Source organism: Streptomyces sp. NPDC048352, assembly GCF_040651895.1.
In the GTDB taxonomy this organism is placed as follows: domain Bacteria; phylum Actinomycetota; class Actinomycetes; order Streptomycetales; family Streptomycetaceae; genus Streptomyces.
In genome coordinates, this window is the sequence record NZ_JBEZKZ010000017.1 from 14,428 (window position 1) to 35,781 (window position 21,354).

Sequence of the window (21,354 nt, forward strand, 5' to 3'; positions counted from 1 at the left end):
CGCCGGGAGGGCTTGACCTCAAGCGTGCTTGAGGGAAGAGGGTGGCGCGCATGGACAAGGACACCACGCGGCACACGGCTGGCCTCGAAGCGATCCGCCACCTCGTCGCCACCGTCGAGCGCTCGCAGCAGAACAAGGACCCCGAGGAGTTCCTCGGGCTCTTCCACCCGGACGCGATCTGGACCACGGCCCACGGCAAGGTCCTCATCGGCTTCGAGGAGATCGCGGAGTTCACCCGCCGGGTGCTGCCGGCGGCGGACTGGGACGGCACGGTCACCTACGAGGTGGCGCACGTGCTCTTCGTGCGGGACGACGTCGCGGCGGTCAAGGTGCGCCAGTGCTACCAGGGCGCCGGCGAGGGGAGCGAGGGCGCCCCGCTGTACGTGGTCTCCCGGCAGGACGACGGGCGCTGGCTGCTGACCGCCTGCCAGAACACCCAGGTGCTCCGGCCCGGCCCGGCGTGACATCGTGGCGGCATGGACGATCTTGAGATGAGGCCGTTTCGGCTCGCGGTGCCGCAGGAGGAGCTGGACGACCTCGACGAGCGGCTGCGGCGCGTGCGGTGGCCCGACGAGCTGGACGGCGTGGGGTGGGCGTACGGGATGCCGCTGGGCGAGATGCGGGAACTCGTACGGTACTGGCGCGAGGAGTACGACTGGCGGTCCGCCGAGGCGCTGCTGAACGCCTGGCCGCAGTTCACCACCGTGATCGACGGGGCCCGGGTGCACTTCGCGCACATCCGCTCGCCCGAGCCGGGCGCCACGCCGCTGCTGATGACGCACGGCTGGCCGGGGTCGTTCGTGGAGTTCCTGAAGGTCGCGGGTCCCCTGACCGACCCGCGGGCGCACGGCGGGGATCCCGCCGACGCCTTCCACCTGGTGCTGCCCGCCATCCCCGGCTTCGGGCTGTCCGGGCCGACCACCGGCACCGGCTGGGAGTTCAAGCGGGTCGCGCGGGCCTTCGGGGTGCTGATGGAGCGGCTCGGCTACGGGACGTACGGGGTCCAGGGCGGCGACTGGGGCGCCGCGGTGTCCCGGGAGCTGGGGCGGATCCGGCCCGGCAACGTGATCGGGGTGCACCTGAACCTGCTGCCCGGAGCCGGGGCCACCGCCGAGCCCGAGGAGGAGGAGCTGGCGGCGCTGAGCCCCGCCGAGCGGGAGCGGACGCTGGCCTCCTGGGAGCGCTACCGGATGTGGGTGCGGGAGCGGCAGGGGTACGCCGACATCCAGGCGACCCGGCCGCAGACCCTCGCGTACGGGCTGAACGATTCGCCGGTCGGGCTGCTCGCCTGGATCGGGGAGAAGTTCGCCGAGTGGAGCGACCCGCGGACCCCGGTCGACCGGGACCAGATGCTGACCAACGTGATGCTGTACTGGCTGACCGGGACGGCGGGTTCGGCCGCCCGCATCTACTACGAGCGGGCGCACGCCGACTACTACGGGCAGCCGCCCGAGGTGTCCGACACCCCGACGGCGCTCGCCGACTTCCCCCGGGACAACTTCATCCCGCTGCGGCACGTCGCCGCGCGCACCGACCGCGTCGTGCGCTGGACCTCCTACGACAGGGGCGGGCACTTCCCCGCGATGGAGGTGCCGGAGCTGCTCGTGGAGGACGTCCGGAGTTTCTTCCGGGGTGTCCGGCATGTGGAAAGGGAGGCCGCGCGCCGCGCGGTGCTGTGATCATCGGACGATGGACCTGGAGCAGCGCACACCGCCCGTACTGACCGGGGACGAACGGGCCACCCTGACCAGCGTGCTGCAGTGGCAGCGCGACACCCTGCGCATGAAGTGCGCGGGCCTGACGGACGAGCAGCTGCGGCGCAAGGCCGTCGCACCGTCCGCGCTGAGCCTGCTGGGACTGGTGAGGCACCTGGCGGAGGTGGAGCGGGGCTGGTTCCGCAACGTGCTGAACGGTGAGGACGTACGCGGCTACTTCCCGCAGAACGCCGCCGGGGAGCGGACGGAGTTCCACGTGGAGGACGCGGACCCCGCCGAGTCCTTCCGGATCTGGGAGGAGACCTGCGAGCGGTCGCGGGCCATCGTGGCGGCCGCCGAGTCCCTCGACGTACGAGGGCACTTCGGCGACCAGGCGTACTCCCTGCACTACGTCCTGGCGCACATGATCGAGGAGTACGCCCGGCACAACGGGCACGCCGACCTGCTGCGCGAGGCCATCGACGGGGCCACCGGCGAGTAGCCGCGGGCCCTACGCGGGGACCGTGCCGGCGCGGTCCACGGCGTCCAGGGCGACCTGCCAGGGGAAGTGCGGCGGGGCGTCCGGGCCGGCCGGGCCGGGCAGGAAACCGCCCTCGCCGAAGAGCAGTTCGGCGCCCGCGCCGCGCAGGACCGCCAGCGACTGCTCGAACTGGGGGTGCGCGGCGAGGGCGGCGTTCGTGCACGGCATGGCGACCACCGGGGTGCCCTTGCCGAGGGCCTCGGCGGCCACGCCGACGGTGAACCGGTCGGTGAGGCCCAGGGCCCAGGCGTTGACCGAGGTGAAGGTGGCCGGCGCGAAGAGGACGGCGTCGGCGGCCGGCCACACGTCCGGTTCGCCGGGGAGCTTGTACTGCCAGCGCACCGGGTTGCCGGTGAGGGCGGCGAGGCCGTCGAGGCTTTCCGACACCCACTGAGCCGCCGTCGGGGTCAGGCCCAGGCACACGTCCCAGCCGCGCGCCTGGGCGTCCTCGATCACGTGGGCCACGTCGAAGACGGGCGGGGCGGCGGAGCAGAACAGGTAAAGAGTCCTCGTCATACGATCATGTGATCACATTTCTGGTCTGCAACTCTCCTCCGCGGCCCGCCCGCTCACATCGTGGTGGTCGCGGGCGTGAGGCGGAACGGGGTGCCGGGGCCCGCGCGCCCGGCTCAGGCGGCCGCCCCCGCGGTGATCCTGGCGGTGAAGGAATCCAGGTTGGCCCACATCCGCGCGAGGCGGTCGTCCACCGTCAGGGACTCCTCCTGGCGGCCCGCGCGCAGCTTCGGCTGCCGCTTGCCGCGGATGTAGAGGGAGCAGGCGAGGTCGGCGCAGATGTACGTGCCGACCGTGTTGCCCTCGCGGCCGCGGGCGCCCGCCAGGGGAGCGGCGAGCAGGGTGACCCCGGAGGAGGCGTGCCCGGTCAGGCAGATCTGGCACAGGCTGGACTTCACCGCGCTGGTGCGGGTCGCGGCGGGCACGCGCAGGGAGATGCCGACGGGCCCCTCGGGGCGGGGGACGACCAGGTGCGCCCGCAGCGGGGCCCCGGGGTCCACCCATCCCAGGAAGTCCAGGTCCTGCCAGGGCAGGTCGGCGAAGTCGAGGGGCAGGCGCAGGCGCGCCGCCTCGCCCTTGGTGCAGTTCACGAAGGACGACCGGATGTGCTTTTCGGTGAGCGGTTCCACGGGAGTCGACCCTACGGGGCACGGCGGCCGGCCCGCATCCCATTTGTGCAGGTGTGGGCCGGGCCGCGGGCGGCTCCCCGAGATTTCCGCAGGACGGCGATGAGTTGGCCGAAGGGCAGCGGTCTACCCCTGGGAGGAGCGGGAGTCGGGCCGCGGAAGCAGATGTGGACGGCGTCCACTTTTCTGGGTAGGCTGCGGAGGGTCCGAATGTGAACGCCGTACACATAGTCAGGGGAAACGTCATGCGCAAGGTCATCGCCTCCGTCTTCGTCTCGGTCGACGGCGTCTTCGAGGACCCCAGCTGGTCCATGCCGTTCTGGAACTCCGAGGCCGCGAAGTTCGCCGACGAGCAACTCGCCGCCGCCGACGCGCTGCTGCTGGGCCGGGTGACCTACGAGGGCATGGCGCCGGCCTGGATGGCGCGCGCCGAGGGCGCCGACACCGGGACCGAGCGGATGAACGCCCTGCCGAAGTACGTCGTGACCTCCACCCTCGGCACCCCCGAGTGGAACGCCACCTTCCTGACCGGCGACCTGGCCGCCGAGGTCACCGCCCTCAAGCAGCAGGACGGCGGCGACCTGCTCGTCTTCGGCAGCGGACGGCTCGTCAACGCCCTGCTGGCGCACGACCTGCTCGACGAGCTGCGGCTGTGGACCCTGCCGGTGGTGCAGGGCGGGGGCCGGAGGCTCTTCGGCGACGACGCACCGGTGAAGACCCTGCGGCCGGTGGGCACCACCGCGCTCGGCAGCAGCGGGGCGCAGGTGCACGCGTACGTGCCGGTGGCCGCCCCCGCGGCGGGCTGAACCCCGCGCCCCCGTTTCCGAACCCGTTTCCGGACCCGCACAGCAAGGAGAACCACGGTATGAGCGAGCAGTCGGTGAAGGGGCCCGCCAGCTACTTCCCCTCGATCGAGAAGAAGTACGGCCGCCCGGTGGCGTACTGGACGGGCCTCATCCGGTCCTCCCCGCTGACCCGGCACATGGAGCTCGTCTCCTGGCTGAAGACCGAGCACGGGATCGGCCACGGACACGCCAACGCGCTCGTCGCGCACACCCTCGCGCAGAAGTAGACGCTCGCGCATGCGGGCGAGCGTCTGAGCCATGTCGTGTCTCACCCGGCCCGGCTTGACTGGGTGTCATGACGAAGAACACGAACGGGACGCGAAGCGCCACGACCCTGGTCATCGGCGGCAACGGCAAGACGGGACGGCGGGTCGCCGAGCGGCTCCAGGGCCTGGGGCGGGCGGTGCGGATCGGCTCGCGCGCCGGTGAGCCGCCCTTCGACTGGGACCGGCCCGACACCTGGGGCCCGGCGCTGCACGGCGTGGACCGCGCGTACGTGACCTACCACCCCGACCTGGCCTTTCCCGGAGCCGCCGACCGGATCGGCGCCTTCGCCGAGGCGGCCGTGGCCGCCGGGGCGCGGCGGCTGGTGCTGCTGTCCGGGCGCGGGGAGGAGGCGGCCCGGCTCGCCGAGAGCCGGCTGCAGGCCTCGGGGGCCGACTGGACCGTCGTACGCGCCAGCTGGTTCAACCAGAACTTCGACGAGAGCTTCTTCCTGGAGCCCGTACTCGCCGGGGAGATCGCCCTGCCGGTGGGGGAGGCGGTGGAACCCTTCGTGGACGCCGGGGACATCGCCGACGTGGTGGTGGCCGCGCTCACCGACGACCGGCACGTCGGCCGGACGTACGAACTGTCCGGGCCGCGGCTGATCGGCTTCGGGGAAGTGGCCGCCGAGCTGTCGAAGGCCACGGGGCGCCGGATCGCGTACGTGCCCGTCTCGGACGCGGAGTACCGGGCGGTGCTGCGGGAGAACGGCCTGTCGGAGGAGTTCGCCGAGCTGTTCACCCTCATCTCGGACGGGCGCAACGCGCACCTGGTGCACGGGGTGGAGGAGGTGCTGGGGCGTCCGCCCCGGGACTTCGCCGACTACGTGCGCGAAGCGGCCGCGAGCGGGGTCTGGGACGTCCGAGGATGAGGGCATGGACACGCTGACCGGTCTGCTCGAAGGACCCAGGGCCCGGGGGGCCTTCCTCATGAAGTCCGTCTTCGACCCGCCCTGGGCCATGCGGGTGGAGGACCGGGCCCCGCTGTCGGTGATGACGCTGGTGCGCGGTTCGGCCTGGCTGCTGCCGGACGACGGGGAGGCCGTGCGGATCGGGCCGGGCGACGTCGCCGTCGTACGGGGGCCCGCGCCGTACACGCTCGCCGACGCCCCGGACACCGCGGTGGGCATCAGGATCGGCCCCGACCAGCGGTGCAGCACGCGGGAGGGCGAGGACGTCACCGAGCGGATGTCGCTCGGGGTGCGCACCTGGGGCGTGCCGGGGGAGGACGCCGGCTCGGCGGTGGTGCTCAGCGGCACCTACCAGGCGCCGAGCGAGATCGGGCGGCGGGTGTTGGGGGCGCTGCCGGCGGTCCTGGTACGGCCGGTGGGGGCGGCCGACGCCGCTCTGATCACGCTGCTGGCCTCCGAGGTGGCGCGGGACGAGCCGGGGCAGGAGATCGTGCTGGACCGGCTGCTGGACCTGCTGCTGATCCGGGTGCTGCGGGCCTGGCTCGCCGCTCCCGGCTCGGGGGCGCCGGCCTGGCACCGGGCCCAGGGCGACCCGGTCGTCGGGACCGCGCTACGGCTGCTGCACGGGGAGCCCGCGTACGGGTGGACCGTCGCGGAACTGGCGCGCCGGGCCGGGGTGTCGCGGGCCGCGCTGGCCCGGCGCTTCACCGAGCTCGTCGGGGAGCCGCCCGTGGCCTATCTGACGGGCTGGCGGATCGCCCTGGCCGCCGACCTGCTGCGCGAGCCGGACGCCACGGTGGCGACGGTGGCCCGGAGGGTGGGGTACGGGAGCGCGTTCGCGCTGTCGGCGGCCTTCAAGCGGGTGCGGGGGGTGAGCCCGCAGCAGTTCCGGGCCGGGGCGGCCGCGGGCGCGGCGCCCGGCGGCGTACCCGGCACGGTGGTGCTCGGCTAGGGGGCGATGGGGGGTTGTCGTCGGGGGGAGGCGCCGTTGGGTGGTGGTGATCCTGGGGTCAGGCGAGTTCGAGGACGCCGACGGGCTGGGTGCCGCTCAGCTCGCCGGTGGGGCGGAAGCCGAGGCCGAGGTAGAAGGGCGCCGGGCTGTCCGCGCCGTCGTGCCAGGTGACGTACACCCGCTCGCCGCCACGACGCCGGATCTCCTCGGCGACGGCCTCCACGGCGAAGCGGCCGTAGCCCTTGCCCTGCTGACCGGCGGCGATGTTCAGGCGCCAGACGCCGGAGCGCCGGTGCTCGGGGTCCTTCGCCGGGTTCCAGACGATGTCCAGGAACGCCATGACGAAGCCGACGACCTCGTCGCCGTCGACTATGGCGCGCGGCCAGGCGGTCGCGCCGTGGACGTAGGCCTCGGCGAGGGACGTCGTGACGGGCTCGACGAGGTGTTCCTGGTCGGCGCGGACGCGCACGGCGGTGACGGCGTCGAAGTTCTCCGGGATCACCGGCACCAGGCGCAGGGATGAGCTGATCATCCGAGGAGCTTAGACGGTGCAGGACGATTGAAAAGAACGGGGCAGCCGGTATATTTTCTCTCCGTCTAGGGGAGGGGAAAACGGTGCGGGCACAGGTGGCCGTGGTCGGCGGAGGGCCGGTCGGCATGCTGGTGGCGGCGGAGCTCGCCGGGTACGGGGTGGACACGCTGGTTCTGGAAGAGCGGGCGGAGATCTCCGAGCGGCCCAAGGCGACCACCCTGCACGCCCGGGCGGTACAGAGCCTCGCCCGGCGCGGGCACCTGCCCGACAGCGCCTGGCACGGGGCGCCGGGCGACTTCCACTTCGCCGGGATCCACGGCCTGGTCATCACCGCGCCCGCGCTGGAGCCCGACCCCATCCTCAAGTGCCCCCAGGCCCGGCTGGAAAGGCTCTTCGAGGCGCGCGCCCGGGCGGCGGGCGCACGGATCCTGCGCGGGCACCGCGTCACCGGGATCACGCAGGAGGAGGACGGAGTACGGCTCACCGTCGAGGGGCCCGGCGGCCGGGCGGCCTGCCGCGTCGCCTACCTCGTCGGCGCCGACGGGGCCCGCAGCACCGTGCGCGAGCAGCTGGGCATCGGCTCCGACACCTCGCCGGCCACGGTCTCCGCCCTGGTGGGGCTGGCCAGACTGGAGGACCCCGGAGCCCTGGAGCAGGGCTGGCTGCGCACCCCGCGCGGCTGGATCGTCTCCAAGCGCACGCCCGGGGGCGAGACGCACATCCGGACGCTCGACTGCGCGGGCGCGTACGAGGGCCGGGAACGGCCGCCGACCCCGCAGGAGCTGTGCCGCGAGGTCTCCCGGATCGCCGGACGGGACGTCGCGATGACGGGGGCACGCTGGATCAGCAGGTTCAGCGACTTCACGCGGCTGGCCCGGACCTACCGCGCGGGACGCGCCTTCCTGGTCGGGGACGCGGCGCACCTGCACTTCCCCATCGGCGGGCAGGGCCTGAGCACCGGGGTGCTGGACGCCCTGAATCTGGGCTGGAAGCTGGCGCTGGCGGTACGGGGCGAGGCGGGACCGCGGCTGCTCGACAGTTACGGCCTGGAGCGCCGCCCCGCGGCCGAGGGGGTCATCGACAACACCCGGGCGCAGCTCGCGCTGATGCGGCACGGGGACGACGTCGACGCGCTGCGCGCGGTGTTCACCCCGCTGCTGGCCGCGGACCGGGGCAGCGGCCGGCTCGGCGACATGATCAGCGCGCAGGGGACGGTGCTCCCCGCGTACACGGACCGGCCGTCGCCGTGGGAGGGCCGGTTCCTGCCGAACGCCCGGCTCCGCACCCCGGCGGGGGAGACCGAGCTCACCACGCTGCTGCGGGACGGCCGCCCGCTGCTGCTGCTCGGCGGGGAACAAGGGGCCCGCCACGAGGAAGAGGCCCGGCCGTGGGCCGGGACGCTGCGCGTGGTGCACGCGCGCGAGGCGCCGGACGGGGCGCCCGACGCGCTGCTGGTGCGGCCCGACGGCTACGTCGCCTGGTCGCCGGGCGGCGGCGCGCTGGGCGACGCGCTCCCGGCGTACTTCGGCGACGGCGCCCGGGTGCCCGAACCGGCGGCGGTGTCAGGAGACGGGCATGGGCGACGGTTCAGCTGACCGCGCCCGCGGCTTCGCGCTCCTGGGCCAGCATCAGGGCTTCGTGGTAGACGTCCGACGCCCGCGCCTCGGTGATCTGCAGCGAGGCCAGCACGGAGGACTGCGCGATGCTGGGCAGCAGGTGGCGCAGGAGCGCACTGACCCGGACCACGAGGTCCGCGTAGTCGGTGATCGCCTGGGACATGGACTGGATGCCGGCGTAGGCGCCGACGATCACGTCGGCGGTCTCGAAGGGGTCCACGTGGGGCAGCAGCTCCCCCTGGGCCTGGGCCTTCTCCAGCCGTCCGCGGACGGGGATCGCCCAGTTGAGGAAGGGCCCGCTGCGGTCGAGCCCCTCGGCGCGCTGGTCCATGGTCAGCCGCACGCCCGCGCGGACCATGGGATCCGTCTGCAGGCGGTAGGTGTGCAGCATGACGATGTCCACGATCTCCTGGAGCTTGGACGCGCGGTCCGGGAGCGGGAGATCCTGGTTCTGGGCGTTGAGGACCCCGAGAGCCAGGTCCTCCTTCGACTGGAAGTGGAAGTACAGGGCTCCCTTCGTCACTCCGGCGACCGTCAGGATTTCGGAGATGGTCGACGCCTGGTAGCCCCGCTCCTCGAAGATTTTTGCCGCTGCGCTCAGGATCGCCTGACGCGTGCGGATGGCTCGTACCTGCTCAGCCACTTTGGCTCCTTCCCTCAACAGGATTCTCGGAGCGTCGGAAGCCCTGATGCAAACCGTCCGTCCCGTACGTATCTTACAGCGGGTGACTCCGACGCCAACCATGCGGCCGCGCGGAGGACCGAAAATGAGTGAGGACGGACGATGATTCTTGTGACGGGCGCCACCGGCACGGTCGGGCGTGAGCTGCTGAAACGCCTCGGACCGGACCTGCCGGTCAGGGTGATGGCCCGGGAGCCGGCCCGGGTGGCGGACGCGCCCCGGACGGCCGGGACCGTCCGGGCGGACTACGACGATCCCGCCTCGCTCGCCCGGGCGCTGGAGGGCGTGGACCGCGTGTTCCTGGTGACCAGCCGGGTCGGGCGCGATGACGACGCGCGGTTCCTGAGGCTCGCGCGGTCGGCCGGGGTGCGGCACGTGGTGAAGCTCTCGGCCGCCGCCGTCGCGGACGAGCGGGCCGATGACCTGATCACGCGGTGGCAGCGGGACAACGAGGAGCTGCTGCGCGGCTCCGGCATGGAGTGGACGCTACTGCGTCCCCGTTCCTTCATGTCCAACACCCTCTCCTGGGCGTCCTCCATCCGCTCGGAGGGTGTCGTACGGGCCTTGTACGGGGAGTCGGTGAACTCCTGCGTCGATCCGCGGGACATCGCGGAGGTGGCGGTGCGTACGCTGACGCAGCCCGGGCACACGGGCAGGGCGTACACCCTGACCGGACCGCAGGCGGTCTCCGCGGCCGGCCAGACCGCGCAGCTGGCCGAACTGCTGGGCCGCCCGCTGCGTTTCGAGGAGCTGGAACCGGGGCAGGCGCGTGCCATGTGGGCCGCACGCCACCCCGAGCCCGTGGTCGAGGCGCTGCTCGGCAGTGCCGAGCGGCAGCGCCGCGGTGCCAAGTCGGGGGTCGAGGACACGGTGGAGGAGCTGGCCGGGAGGCCGGCCGGCTCCTTCCGGGAGTGGGCCGCGGACCATCTGTCCGCCTTCGCACGGCCCTGAGGCCGCCGCCCCGGTCAGTGGCCGTACGCGGCCGCCGTGACGATGGCGCTGTACACCAGCTGCCCGTCCTGGCGGCCCGTCACGCGTACGGCTTCCTCGGCTCCCTGGACGTCCTGGTCGAGCCGCTCGGCCTCGATCACGCAGGGGATGTCGAGCTCGGCGTACCGCTTGAAGTCGCCGGCGATGCTCAGCGGCAGGAAGGAGGAACGCCCCAGGGCGGCCGCGGCCGCCTGCCGGGCGGCTTCCAGGAGCACCATGCCCGGAACGTGGTCGACCGGGTGGTCGAAGAGCACCGGGTGGAGGGTGTCCACCCGCAGCTGCCAGCGGTTGGGCTCGCCGCTCGGGGAGAGGACCACGTCGGTGGGCGACAGGCGCCCCACGCTCTGCGGCGCCGCGGGAGCCGTCAGCGGCAGCGCGCGGTGGTCGGGCTCGAGCGTGTGGGCGGGACGCACCCGCTTGTAGACGGAAGGGCTGGTGCAGGTGTAGGAGGCGCGTCCGGTCGCGACGACGTGTCCGTCGCGGCGGACGACCGCCTCGTAGCCGAGTCCCGCCAGCCGGCCCGCCCGCCGGTTGACCGTCGTGCACGTGACCTCGATGACGAGGGACGCCGGGGTCTGGCGCACCTGGAGGTGCTCCGGGTGCACGGTGAGGCTGAGGTCCCACATCAGGAAGTGGTGGCCGAACGGGACGGCGAACTCCGCGTGGCCCAGCAGGCTGCCGATCTGGCGGATCGTTTCCGTGCAGATCAGCGGGTCGTAGTAGCCGCCCGCCACCGGGGTGAAGAAGCTGTGGCTGCGGGGCCACTGGGCGGTGACGGAGAAGTGGGTGTCGTCGATCCGCTGCCAGTCGGTCAGCAGGACCTCGGCGACGGACGCGCGGTGGACCAGTTCCTTCGGGACCGTGGCGGTGAAGGACGGGAAGCGGTAACCGCTCTGCTCCATGGGTGACACCGCAGCCCGCCAACCCGGGTCGTGGATCGCTGCCCGCTCGACATGAAACGTGCTCGCGCTCATTGTTCCCCCTAGACAGCGCTGGCCAGTAACAGGCGTGACTGACGAGAAAAATATATACCAACCGGTTTTTTATCCAGAGGCAGTCCGGTCATTGGCAGGGGAATATGCGGAAGAATTGATTCCGGCCATCCTCCCCGCGGCTGTTTCCCCTGGTCTCCGGCCCTCGGCACCCGTCGAATCTGCGCCACCCCACAGGAAACTCTCCAGCGGGTCAAGAGCGATTCTTTAGCCGGTCGAAGCCGGAGCGGTAAAGAGACGGTGAAGCCGATGCGGCGATTCGCGGTAGACGGTTCGCTTTGCACCTTTGGGGGTGAACCCGTCCACCGACGGGAGCGCTCGGCGGGGAGCGGGGGCGGCGGAGGGGCGCGGAGTGGAGGCGGGAAGCCGGGGCCGCGGGGAGGGTGCGGCCCACCTTGGCGGATGTGGGCTGTGGCGGCGGTGCCCGGTGTGGCGGGTGGGGAACGCCCCGGGGCGGCGCGCGGCCGCTCGCCGCCCCGCCGGAGATCCCCGGTGCTTAGCTCACGCAAAGTGCCGAGGGGGGTCGCTCCTGTCCCGCCGGCGGTCGTCGCGGGGCGGCCGGCGACAATCCGGCCAGCGGCCGGGGCGCGGCCGCTCCGGGGGCCGCGCCCCGGCCGGGGGCCCCCATGCCCTTGCGGCGTCTGCGTCGTGGCCCGAACTTCCTGCCGCGCGGGGCGCCCGGGCCGCGTCGCCTCGCCTCGGTTTCGAGCCGTTCTCCAGCGCCTCTCCTCCGAGGCTCCGGCGCTCCCTGAGCTGTGTTGACGTTCAGCAAACCGCTAAAGCGGTTTGTAGAGGTGGATCAGTTCCGTACTAAGGGGGCCAGGAAGAGCTCCGGGGCAGGGAGGAGCGGTCGGCTTTGTGGGCTCAGGGGCGAGATTGAGCCAACCATCCGGTCGGTTAACGGCGGTTTCAAGCCACTCCGCTGTGGGATCCGCAGGGATTCCGGCCCGTTCAGGAGGCGTCGAGGGTGTCCTCGACTTCCCGTCGAACCATTGAAGACCCAGGTCAGAGTGCATCTTGAGGAGGTCGCGAGGGCGCCGGCCCGGCAAAAACGGTACAGCCGGTTTGGTATTGACAAACCGGCGCAGCTGTTTTTTGCTCATTCCAGCGAAAGTCGAGGGCTCATCCATGGACGAAGCAGGGGAGTACGGCGTGGACATCGATGTACTGGGCGCATTGACCGTGCGGGAGAACGGGGTCTCCATCACGCCGACCGCGGCCAAGCCCCGGCAGGTCCTGGCCCTCCTCGCCCTGCACGCGGACCAGGTGGTGCCCGTGGCCGCGCTCATCGAGGAGCTGTGGGGGACGGAGCCGCCGCGCAGTGCGCGCACCACGCTCCAGACGTACGTGCTCCAGCTGCGCGGGCTCATCGCCACCGCGCTCGAGGGGACCGACGGGACGCGCACGCCCAAGGACGTCCTCGTCACGCTGCCCGGCGGGTACATGCTGAACAGCGCCGGCGGCACCAGTGACGTGCGCGAATTCGACCGGCTGGCCGGAATGGGGTACCGGGCCATGGACGCGGGGGACTTCCCCAACGCCGCACGGCTGCTGCGCGAGGCGCTGGCGCTGTGGTCGGGGCCCGCCTTCGCGGACGTCGACGGCGGCGTGCAGCTCGACATGGAGACGCGGCGGCTGGAGGAGACCCGGCTGTGTGCGCTCGACCAGCGCATAGAGGCCGACCTGCGGCTCGGCCGGCACCGGGAGTTGCTCGCGGAACTGACCGTGCTGGCCAGCCGCTACCGCATCCACGAGAACCTGCACGGCCAGTTCATGCTCGCCCTGCACCGCTCGGGGCGCCGCGGCGAGGCGCTCAGCGTCTACCAGCGGCTGCGCGCCACGCTGGTGCGCGAGCTCGGCATCGAGCCGTCGGCGGCCCTGCGCAGCCTCCAGCGCTCCATCCTCATGAGCGGACCGGAGACTTCCGCCGAATCTCCGGAGACGGCCCGCAAGAGGCTCGCCCGGGTCGGCTGAACGGACGCGCGCCGATCGCCGGGTGCGGTGTGTCAGGGGATTTAAGAAAGAGCTGGGATAAACCTGAGGGTTAATTTGCACGAACGGGAATCGGAACCAGGACGACGAGCCCCATCAGCGGGCTGAGCACGGGGTTTGGTCTCCGATCGAATCCTGTCTTTCGAATCCGCCGTCTGTCCGCCTGTTTCGGAGGTCCGCTCGATGTCGGCTCGAATTCCCGGTGATGTTGCCCTGGGCTGCCTTACCGTCATCGGGTCGAATACTGAAAACCGAGAGTATCTCGACGAAATATGGAGGGGAGACGGGAGACCGTGAAGATTCAGGTTCTGGGTCCGTTGAGTGCCGAGGTCAACGGGGCATCGATCGTTCCTACGGCGGGCAAGCCGCGTCAGATCCTGGCGCTTCTCGCGCTCTACCCGGGCCGGGTGATGCCCGTACCGACCCTCATGGAGGAGATCTGGGGGACGAAGCTTCCCGAGAGCGCGCTCACCACGCTCCAGACGTACATCCTCCAGCTGCGCCGCCGGCTCGGTACGGCGATGGGTCCCGGTGCCCCCGGCACCGCCAAGGACGTGCTCGCCACCCGGCACGGCGGCTACCTGCTCCAGATCCCGCAGGAGTCGGTGGACGTCCACGAGTACGAGGCCCTCGTGGCGGCCGGCCAGACCGCCTTCGACGACGGTGACGACGAGCGCGCCGCCGACCTGCTGCGCAAGGCGCTGGACCTGTGGCAGGGGCCCGCGCTGGTCGACGTACGCGTCGGGCCGATCCTGGAGATCGAGGTGCTGCGGCTGGCGGAGAGCCGGCTGGTGACCACCGAGCGGCGCATCGACGTCGACCTGCGGCTGGGCCGGCACACCGAACTCCTCGCCGAGCTGACCGAGCTGATGGCCCGCAACCCGCAGCACGAGGGCCTGCACTCCCAGGCCATGGTCGCGCTGTACCGCTCGGGCCGGCAGGCCACCGCCCTCGACGTCTACCGCAGGCTCCGGGCCCGGCTGATCGGGGAGCTCGGCGTCGAGCCCTCGCAGCAGCTCCAGCGCCTGCACCAGGCGATGCTGCGGGTGGACCCGGCGCTCGACGTGGTCGCGGGACCGCGCCGCAGCTCCACCTTCGACCTGTACGCGGCGTAGGGGGAGGGCGGGCGGCTCCAGCGGGGCTCGTTCCCGGCGTGAGGGACTCTCCAGGGCGGGCGGTCAGGCTCCTGGCGACCCGGTATGAGCCGCTGCGCCGGCGGACGAGGAGAGAGGCAAACCATGCAAGCCACGGCCCGGCTGGAACTCGCCGACCTCACCCGCATCCTGCGGGTCTGGGGCGGCGAGGAGGACTGCGTCGAGCTGACCGAGGACGTCCAGGACCTGTACTGGATCGAACTCGGCTACGACAGCCTCTCCATCCTGCAGACCATAGGCTCGGTCGAGCGGAAGTTCGACATCCTCCTCGACGGGGAGATCCTCGAACTGGCCGACACCCCGCGGCTCTTCCTCGAACTGGTCAACGACGTGCTCGGCAGCCGCGCCGCCGTCTGAGGCCGTCCGGGACTCCAGCGCCGTTCGACGCGGACTCCGGCGGACGCCGACAGGCTCTGCGCCAAGCGTTGAGAGAGGTGTCCGATGTCTGTCGAGCGAGTGCACCGGATGTCATACGTGGTCGACGCGGCCGCGCCCGCCGGAGCCCTGTACACCCTGGTGGCCGACGTCACCCAGTGGCCGCTGTTCCTGCCGGACACCGTCCACGTGGAACGGCTCGACTTCGACGCCGCCGGCGACCGGTACGCCCGGTGGGCCGACGCCGACGGGGAACTGCGGCGCTCGCTGGTGCGGCGGAGTCTGGACGCCGGCGGGCGGCGCGTCGTCTTCCGCGAGGAGCGCCCCGACGAGCCGGTCGCCGCCTCCGGCGGCAGCTGGACCGTGGAGGAGCTGGCCCCCGGGTGGTCGCGGCTGACCCTGGAGCAGGAACTCGTCCTCGGCGGCCCGGCGGCCGCGGCCGAGCGTGCCGTGGCGTCCGCCGAAGAGGGGGCGCGGGCCGCGCTGGCGGGGCTGCGGGGCGCCGCCGAGCGCTGGCGGCGGCTGGACGAACTGCTGATGTCCTTCGAGGAGTCTGTACGGATCGAAGGTCCGGCCGAGCCGGTGTACGAGTTCCTGTACGGGGTGGAGTCCTGGCCCGGCCGGGTCGCGCACGTCCTGGAGGCCGAGGTCGCCGAGGACCGGCCCGGCGTGCAGCGCACCCGGCTGCTCAACCTGGCCGACGACGGGTCCGTCCACCCCACCGAAGCGGTACGGGTGTGCTTCCCGGCGGCCGGACGGATCGTCTTCCGGCAGACCCGGCCCCACCCGCTGCTGGCGGCGCACGCGGGCGAGTGGTCCGTGGAGCCCGACCCGTCCGGGGTCACCGTCTTCTGCCGGCACGACGTGCTGCTGGACGAGCGGGCGGCGGAGCGGGTCCTGGGCCCCGGTGCGGAGCCGGCGGCGGCGCGCCGCTACGTGCGCGAGGTGCTCGGCCGCGAGAGCCGGGCGGCGCTGGAGCCGGCGACGCGGTACGCGGGCGACCCCGTCAGGGCCCTGCGGTCGGTCTGAGACGCCGCGGGCCTGCGGGCGGTCCGGCGGCGGGCCTGCGGGCGGTCCGGGACGTGAGGTGATGCCGTCAGGGCCCTGCGGTCGGTGTGAGGCGCCGCGGGCCTGCGGGCGGTCCGGGGTGGCCCCCGGGGCGGGAGAGGCCCGCCACCGTTGTCGTCCCGCGGTGGCGGGCCTTCCGCGTGGCTCAGCTCCCGCGCCCGGCGGTGTCGAGTCTCCTCAGGGTGGCGGGGGCGGCCAGACAGGGCATGACCACCCGCCAGAAGCCCGCCAGGGTGCGCGGCGCGAGCCACTGCGGGTCGTCGCGGCCGAGGGCCTCGAAGCCGAGGGTGGCCGCCACCACCGTCGCCGCGACGCTGCGGTGGTTGAGGCCGGGCAGCAGGGCGCCCTCCTCGGCGGCCTCCGCCAGCAGCCGGTGCACGTACTCGTGCCACTCCCGGGGCAGGGCGTAGGACGAGGTGTACGCCGGCTCCCGGCCCAGCCTGAAGCCGGCCCGGGCCACGGGGTCGGTCAGGAGCAGTCCGGCGAGCGCCTGCGAGCTGTCGGCCAGGGCCTGGAGGGCGGACGTCCGCTGCGCGTACACCTCGCGGGCGGCCGCCCGCAGGGCCGCGGCCCCGGCGGCCTCGACGGCCGCGGCCACCGCCGCCTTGTTCTCGAAGTGGAAGTGCAGCGCGCCCGGGCTCACCCCGGCGCCGACGCTGATCATGCTCAGCGTCGCCTCGGCGTAACCGCGCCGTCCGAACACGGTCGCGGCTGACTCGATCAGTGCATGACGGGTCCGGACGGCGCGTTCTTGTTTCATCACGCATAGCTCCTGTATCAGTTTCCTTCCATTATTAAACCGCGCCGTTGGTATGGGAACGTCGCTGACGTGCCCGTTCTTGGCTTGTTTGACGGCGAGTCCTGCCCTCCGGTGGCCCGATTTAGTCCATTTATCGCTAACCTTGCCGGGATTTAGGGGCTTTGACAAACCGACGAAGCGGTTTGTATCTTCGTTGACGTTAGCTCAACCGAGCTTGAGGGAGGGGGGCAGATGAACCAGCGGACCATCGCTGTACTGGAACCTCACACAGCCGCCGCGGGAGTCAACGGGGGGTTCCTGCCGGCCGAGGGTCTCAGGGCGCCACAGCACGCGCCGGCGCAGTCGGCCCTGTGGCGGATCCTCATCGTGGAGAGCAGCACGATGGAGGCCGAGACCCTCGCACGCGGCCTGCGCCGCCACGGACACGAGGTCGACATCGTCGGCACCGGCAGCGAGGCCCTGCGCGGCTACGCCGACGCCGACCTCGTCCTGCTGGACCTGGAACTCCCCGACCTGGACGGGCTGGAGGTCTGCCGGGGCATCCGCGCGGCCCACGAGATCCCGGTGATAGCGGTCACCGCCCGGGGCAGCGAGCTGGACCGGGTCCTCGGCCTCCAGGCGGGCGCGGACGACTACCTGGTCAAGCCGTACGGCTTCCGCGAGCTGATGGCGCGGATGGAAGCGGTCATGCGCCGGGCGCGCCCGGCCCGGCCCGCCGCGGCCACCATCAGCTGCGGGCCGCTGCGGATCGACGCGGGAACGCGCGAGGTCACCTTGAACGGGGAGCCCGTCGAGACCACGCGCAAGGAGTTCGACATGCTCTACCTCCTCGCCTCCCACCCCGACACCGTCATCCCGCGCAAGACGCTGATGCAGCAGGTCTGGGGCGACTCCTGGTCCCGCCGGACCGTGGACACGCACGTGAGCACGCTGCGCAACAAGATCGGCGCCGGCTGGATCATCACGATCCGCGGCGTCGGCTTCCGGTTCGGCCAGGGCGCCTGAACCCGGCCCCGCGCACCGCCGCGGGGGAGACCGCCGAGTACGACGCAAGCCGAGGGGGGAACGAGCATGGCCGTGACGGCGCTGTGCCAGGGGGAGGGCTGCCGCACCGGCCACACCGGCGGCAGGGCCCGCAGGCGTACCACCGACGGCAGCCGGCTGTGCCGGTCCTGCGCGGAGCACCTCACCGCGGGCCTCGCGGAGCTGGCGCACCTGTACGAGGAGTGCGGCCGGGTCCTGGGCGGCGCGGCTCCCGGCAGCCTGCGCGAGCGCACCAGCGGCGGGGAACTGCCCGGGCTGCCCTTCAACGGGGCCGCCGCCGACGTACGCGCCCGCATGGTCTCCGTACTGGGCTCCTGGAGCGGCCTGGTCGCCCAGGAACGCGGCCTCACCCCGCCGCCGCGCACCGTCGCCGCGCTCACAGCCTTCCTGGGGCGCAACGCCGCCTGGCTCGCCGCCCACGCCGCGGCCGGCGAGGCCAGCGGGGAGATCGCCCGGCTGGTACGGGCCGGCCGCCGCGCCGCCTTCCCCGACCCCGCCCGCAGCATCCGCCTCGGCGACTGCCCCGAGTCCGGCTGCTCCGGCGCCCTGACCCTCGCCGTACGCGCCGGGGCGCGGGCCGACGCACCGGCGATCGTCTGCGCCGCCGATGCGGCCCACCGCTGGACCAGCGACCAGTGGAGCGCGCTCAGCCGCTCCATGGACTCCGCGCGCGAAGGCGGCGCCCCCGCGGCCGCGGCCACCGAGCGCTGGCTGACCGCGGCCGACATCGCGCAGCTGTGGCAGACGCCGACGGGCACCGTCTACCGGCTGGCGAGCGAGGGCCGCTGGCGGCGGCGCAACCGCGCGGGGCGCACGTACTACAACGAGAGCGATGTGCGCGACTGCTTCGCCCGGCGGGCGGCGGCGCGCACCTGACCCCCCGTCATAGCCGCACGCGCGGCAGAAGACCGAGCAGCACCCCGCAGCGGTCCGCACGGCATCCGGTAGGACCCGGATCCAGGCGTCTGACCGGTGTTTGACATTCCCTTGGCCGCCCTCCGACGCACCGGACCGGGCCTTGTGGAACCTGACCTACTCCTGAATCCAGCGCCATTGAACGGCCGCTCGCGTCCGAAGAACCTTGTAGTCAAGATCCGGTGCACTGTCTCCGGAGGCGAATTCAAGGAGACGCGATGGACGCCCCTGTGATCGTCGTCGGCGCGGGTCCCGCGGGCATGATGCTCGCCGGGGAACTGCGGCTGGCGGGAGTCGCCGTCGTCGTCCTGGAACGCCTTGACCGGCGTACAGGCGAATCCCGCGGGCTCGGCTTCACCACGCGCACGCTGGAGACCTTCGACCAGCGCGGCCTGCTCGCGCGCTTCGGCGAGATCGAACGGAGCACGCTGGGCCACTTCGGCGGGCTGCCCCTGGACTTCGGCGTGCTCGACGGCGCCTGCCAGGCCGCCAAGACCGTGCCCCAGTCCGTCACCGAGACCCACCTCGAGGAATGGGCCACCGCCCTGGGCGCCGACATCCGGCGCGGCCACGAGGTGCTCTCCGTACGCGACGACGGCGAGGGCGTCGACGTCGAGGTCCGCGGCCCGGACGGGACGCACACCCTGCGCACCGGCTGGCTGGTCGGCTGCGACGGCGGGCGCAGCACCGTGCGCAAGGCGGCCGGCTTCGACTTCCCCGGCTCGGCGGCCACCATGGAGATGTACCTCGCCGACATCGAGGGCATCGAGCTCAAGCCCCGCATGATCGGCGAGACCCTGCCCGGCGGCATGGTGATGGTGGGCCCGCTGCCCGGCGGCACCACCCGCATCGTCGTCTGCGAGCGCGGCACACCGCCGCGCCGGCGCGAGGGCCCGCCGCCCTTCGAGGAGGTCGCGGCCGCCTGGCAGCGGCTGACCGGCGAGGACATATCGGCCGCAGAGCCGGTGTGGGTGAGCGCCTTCGGCGACGCGGCACGGCAGGTCACCGAGTACCGGCGCGGCCGGGTGCTGCTGGCCGGCGACGCCGCGCACATCCACCTGCCCGCCGGCGGGCAGGGCATGAACACCGGGATCCAGGACGCCGTCAACCTCGGCTGGAAGCTCGCCTCGGTCGTGCTCGGCCGCGCCCCGCTCGGCCTGCTCGACACCTACCACGGCGAGCGCCACCCCGTCGGCAGGCGGCTGCTGATGAACACCCGGGCCCAGGGGCTGCTGTTCCTGAGCGGCGCGGAGGTGCAGCCGCTGCGCGACTCCCTGCGGGAACTCATGGCGTACGAGGACGTGGCCCGCCACCTCGCCGCCATGGTGACCGGCCTGGAGATCACCTACGACGTCGGCAGGGGCGGCCACCCGCTGCTCGGCCGGCGCATGCCCCACCTGGAACTGGCCGCGGCCGGCGGCCCCACCTCCAGCACCGAACTGCTGCACCCCGCCCGCGGGGTGCTCCTCGACCTGGCCGACAACCCCCGGCTGCGCCAGCGCGCCGCAGCCTGGGCGGAGCGGGTCGACACCGTCACCGCCCGGCCGCGGGAGGCGCCGTCGGAGGCCGACGGGCTGCACGGGACCACCGCCCTGCTGATCCGGCCCGACGGGTACGTGGCATGGGCCGCGCCCGGCAGCCACCACGACCTGCCGATGGCGCTCGAGCGCTGGTTCGGGACTCCCTGAGGCCGGGCTCCCCCTGACCGCGGGACTCCCCGAGGGCCGGCGCGCACCCCTGGCGGCCGACGCACCCCCGGGCGGCCGGCACACCCCTGGCGGCCGGCTCATCCGGCGGCCGGACCAGAACGTCAACCGGAGGAACCACACATGGCAACGCCCCGAGCAACGATCGAGCGCGTCCCGGCCGGCCCGGCCGGCCCGGACAGGGAGCGACGCGCCGTCGTACGGGCGGCCCGGACCGTCCTGGCCCGCGAGGGCTGGAGGCGCTGCACCGCCGAGGCCACGGCCGCCGAGGCCGGAGTGGCGCCGGACGCCGTGGGACGGCACTTCCCCGACCACGAACAGCTGCTGCTGGGCGTCCTGCTGGACAGCTCCGCCTCCGTCGCGGCTTGCCTCACGGCCGTGGCCGAGAGCCACCTCGCGGAGACCGGCGACCTGCGCGAGGACCTGATCGGGCTGGGCCGGGCCTGGCTGGCGCCGCTGGAGGCCTTCCGCGAGCACTTCGCGATCGTCCGGCACATCAGCGCCGAGGTCACCACCCTGCCCGCCGGGGCCGTCGACAAGTGGCAGGCCACCGGCCCCCGCCAGGCCCGCCGCGCGCTGGCCCGCCGGCTGGAGCAGGTCGCCGGCCGGGGCCTGCTCGAGATCACCGACGCCGACCAGGCGGCGGAACGCTTCATCCTGCTGGTCCCCTCGTCCGTCGTGCAGCGCTCCTTCCACGGCGCGCTGCCGCTCGGGCGCCACGAGGAGGACGCGCTCATCGCCGACGGAGTCGACGACTTCATCAGGCTCTACGGCCCGCCCGCCTCCCGCTGACCCCGCCGAATCCCTGGAGAGAGTAGAAAACATGCACAGCAACCTGATCGTGGCGCGGATGGACGTCCGCTCGAGCGCCGAGGTGGCCAAGCTCTTCGCCGAGTTCGACAAGACCGACATGCCACGGCGCATGGGCACGCTGCGCCGGCGGCTGTTCTCGTACAACGGGCTCTACTTCCACCTCCAGGACTTCGCCGAGGACGACGGCGGCGAGCGCATCCAGGAGTCCCGCAACGACCCCCGGTTCATGCAGATCAGCTACGAGCTCCAGCCCTTCATCCAGCCGTACGACCCGGAGACCTGGCGCTCCCCGGCCGACGCGATGGCCACGCGCTTCTACGACTGGACGGCGACGGAGTGATGCCCGACACCGCAGACATGACAGGAGGGC

At 72.8% G+C, this 21,354-nt stretch carries 24 protein-coding genes; 18 read left to right on the forward strand and 6 right to left on the reverse strand.

Features of this window, described 5'->3' with window-relative positions; all coding sequences use genetic code 11:
* Positions 1–50 precede the first annotated feature (50 nt).
* From AB0D45_RS11905 to AB0D45_RS11915, 3 genes are read left to right on the forward strand one after another with little or no spacing between them, the layout of a single operon-like run.
* Positions 51–464, forward strand: a complete 414-nt coding sequence (locus tag AB0D45_RS11905; RefSeq protein WP_362457460.1) for an SgcJ/EcaC family oxidoreductase — start codon at positions 51–53, stop codon at positions 462–464.
* Positions 465–476: 12 nt separating this feature from the next.
* Entirely contained in the window at positions 477–1,679 is a 1,203-nt protein-coding gene (locus AB0D45_RS11910; RefSeq protein WP_362457463.1) for an epoxide hydrolase family protein, read from the forward strand.
* A gap of 10 nt (positions 1,680–1,689) precedes the next feature.
* Positions 1,690–2,196, forward strand: coding sequence for a DinB family protein (locus AB0D45_RS11915; protein WP_361603450.1), 507 nt, complete (start codon positions 1,690–1,692; stop codon positions 2,194–2,196).
* A gap of 9 nt (positions 2,197–2,205) precedes the next feature.
* Here the strand turns inward: AB0D45_RS11915 and AB0D45_RS11920 are convergent, their stop codons facing one another.
* Both AB0D45_RS11920 and AB0D45_RS11925 read right to left on the reverse strand, forming a co-directional pair.
* Positions 2,206–2,751 carry a flavoprotein gene (locus tag AB0D45_RS11920; protein ID WP_361603453.1) on the reverse strand — a complete coding sequence of 182 codons (546 nt, stop codon included), beginning with the start codon at positions 2,749–2,751 and terminating at the stop codon, positions 2,206–2,208.
* Positions 2,752–2,864: 113 nt separating this feature from the next.
* Positions 2,865–3,377 carry an FBP domain-containing protein gene (locus AB0D45_RS11925; RefSeq protein WP_361603456.1) on the reverse strand — a complete coding sequence of 171 codons (513 nt, stop codon included), beginning with the start codon at positions 3,375–3,377 and terminating at the stop codon, positions 2,865–2,867.
* Positions 3,378–3,619: 242 nt separating this feature from the next.
* On the opposite strand from AB0D45_RS11925, the gene AB0D45_RS11930 reads away from it, so the two are divergent.
* The 4 genes from AB0D45_RS11930 (at position 3,620) to AB0D45_RS11945 (ending at position 6,345) form a co-directional block, all read left to right on the forward strand.
* Positions 3,620–4,180, forward strand: coding sequence for a dihydrofolate reductase family protein (locus AB0D45_RS11930; RefSeq protein WP_362457467.1), 561 nt, complete (start codon positions 3,620–3,622; stop codon positions 4,178–4,180).
* A gap of 59 nt (positions 4,181–4,239) precedes the next feature.
* Complete coding sequence (locus tag AB0D45_RS11935) at positions 4,240–4,446, forward strand: DUF4287 domain-containing protein (RefSeq protein ID WP_362457470.1); 207 nt, start codon at positions 4,240–4,242, stop codon at positions 4,444–4,446.
* A 68-nt stretch (positions 4,447–4,514) separates the two neighbouring features.
* Entirely contained in the window at positions 4,515–5,354 is an 840-nt protein-coding gene (locus AB0D45_RS11940) for an NmrA family transcriptional regulator (RefSeq protein WP_362457473.1), read from the forward strand.
* Between the two features lie 4 nt (positions 5,355–5,358).
* Complete coding sequence (locus tag AB0D45_RS11945; RefSeq protein ID WP_361603468.1) at positions 5,359–6,345, forward strand: AraC family transcriptional regulator; 987 nt, start codon at positions 5,359–5,361, stop codon at positions 6,343–6,345.
* A 58-nt stretch (positions 6,346–6,403) separates the two neighbouring features.
* Here AB0D45_RS11945 and AB0D45_RS11950 read toward each other — a convergent pair whose 3' ends face one another.
* On the reverse strand, positions 6,404–6,877 hold the full coding sequence (locus tag AB0D45_RS11950) for a GNAT family N-acetyltransferase (RefSeq protein ID WP_362457476.1): 474 nt from the start codon (positions 6,875–6,877) through the stop codon (positions 6,404–6,406).
* Positions 6,878–6,960: 83 nt separating this feature from the next.
* On the opposite strand from AB0D45_RS11950, the gene AB0D45_RS11955 reads away from it, so the two are divergent.
* A complete protein-coding gene (locus AB0D45_RS11955) occupies positions 6,961–8,472 on the forward strand; it encodes an FAD-dependent monooxygenase (protein WP_362457479.1) in 1,512 nt (503 codons plus the stop codon).
* Here the strand turns inward: AB0D45_RS11955 and AB0D45_RS11960 are convergent.
* The gene (locus AB0D45_RS11960; RefSeq protein WP_361603477.1) at positions 8,465–9,136 is read right to left on the reverse strand and encodes a ScbR family autoregulator-binding transcription factor; all 672 of its coding nucleotides are present in this window, start codon (positions 9,134–9,136) and stop codon (positions 8,465–8,467) included. The two genes, AB0D45_RS11955 and AB0D45_RS11960, sit on opposite strands and share 8 nt — an antisense overlap.
* Positions 9,137–9,277: 141 nt before the next feature.
* Between AB0D45_RS11960 and AB0D45_RS11965 the strand changes: the two genes are divergently transcribed.
* Positions 9,278–10,126: an SDR family oxidoreductase gene (locus AB0D45_RS11965; protein ID WP_362457482.1), complete on the forward strand. Its 849-nt coding sequence runs from the start codon at positions 9,278–9,280 to the stop codon at positions 10,124–10,126.
* 14 nt (positions 10,127–10,140) lie between these two features.
* Here AB0D45_RS11965 and AB0D45_RS11970 read toward each other — a convergent pair whose 3' ends face one another.
* Entirely contained in the window at positions 10,141–11,067 is a 927-nt protein-coding gene (locus AB0D45_RS11970; RefSeq protein ID WP_361603483.1) for a ScbA/BarX family gamma-butyrolactone biosynthesis protein, read from the reverse strand.
* Positions 11,068–12,309: 1,242 nt separating this feature from the next.
* On the opposite strand from AB0D45_RS11970, the gene AB0D45_RS11975 reads away from it, so the two are divergent.
* The 4 genes from AB0D45_RS11975 (at position 12,310) to AB0D45_RS11990 (ending at position 15,707) form a co-directional block, all read left to right on the forward strand.
* Positions 12,310–13,131 (forward strand): AfsR/SARP family transcriptional regulator, encoded by an 822-nt coding sequence (locus AB0D45_RS11975; RefSeq protein WP_362457612.1) that lies wholly within the window; start codon positions 12,310–12,312, stop codon positions 13,129–13,131.
* 311 nt (positions 13,132–13,442) lie between these two features.
* On the forward strand, positions 13,443–14,264 hold the full coding sequence (locus AB0D45_RS11980) for an AfsR/SARP family transcriptional regulator (protein ID WP_362457485.1): 822 nt from the start codon (positions 13,443–13,445) through the stop codon (positions 14,262–14,264).
* Between the two features lie 123 nt (positions 14,265–14,387).
* Positions 14,388–14,660, forward strand: coding sequence for an actinorhodin polyketide synthase (locus AB0D45_RS11985; RefSeq protein ID WP_361599273.1), 273 nt, complete (start codon positions 14,388–14,390; stop codon positions 14,658–14,660).
* 84 nt (positions 14,661–14,744) lie between these two features.
* Positions 14,745–15,707: an SRPBCC family protein gene (locus AB0D45_RS11990; RefSeq protein ID WP_362457488.1), complete on the forward strand. Its 963-nt coding sequence runs from the start codon at positions 14,745–14,747 to the stop codon at positions 15,705–15,707.
* Positions 15,708–15,891: 184 nt separating this feature from the next.
* Here the strand turns inward: AB0D45_RS11990 and AB0D45_RS11995 are convergent, their stop codons facing one another.
* Positions 15,892–16,506, reverse strand: coding sequence for a ScbR family autoregulator-binding transcription factor (locus AB0D45_RS11995; protein WP_361599279.1), 615 nt, complete (start codon positions 16,504–16,506; stop codon positions 15,892–15,894).
* 231 nt (positions 16,507–16,737) lie between these two features.
* On the opposite strand from AB0D45_RS11995, the gene AB0D45_RS12000 reads away from it, so the two are divergent.
* The 5 genes from AB0D45_RS12000 (at position 16,738) to AB0D45_RS12020 (ending at position 21,324) form a co-directional block, all read left to right on the forward strand.
* Positions 16,738–17,511: a response regulator transcription factor gene (locus AB0D45_RS12000; protein WP_361599282.1), complete on the forward strand. Its 774-nt coding sequence runs from the start codon at positions 16,738–16,740 to the stop codon at positions 17,509–17,511.
* 66 nt (positions 17,512–17,577) lie between these two features.
* Positions 17,578–18,426 carry a hypothetical protein gene (locus AB0D45_RS12005; RefSeq protein ID WP_362457493.1) on the forward strand — a complete coding sequence of 283 codons (849 nt, stop codon included), beginning with the start codon at positions 17,578–17,580 and terminating at the stop codon, positions 18,424–18,426.
* A gap of 257 nt (positions 18,427–18,683) precedes the next feature.
* A complete protein-coding gene (locus AB0D45_RS12010) occupies positions 18,684–20,153 on the forward strand; it encodes an FAD-dependent monooxygenase (RefSeq protein ID WP_362457496.1) in 1,470 nt (489 codons plus the stop codon).
* Between the two features lie 141 nt (positions 20,154–20,294).
* The gene (locus AB0D45_RS12015) at positions 20,295–20,963 is read left to right on the forward strand and encodes a TetR/AcrR family transcriptional regulator C-terminal domain-containing protein (protein ID WP_362457499.1); all 669 of its coding nucleotides are present in this window, start codon (positions 20,295–20,297) and stop codon (positions 20,961–20,963) included.
* Between the two features lie 31 nt (positions 20,964–20,994).
* A complete protein-coding gene (locus AB0D45_RS12020) occupies positions 20,995–21,324 on the forward strand; it encodes a TcmI family type II polyketide cyclase (protein WP_362457502.1) in 330 nt (109 codons plus the stop codon).
* The last annotated feature ends 30 nt before the right edge of the window (positions 21,325–21,354 follow it).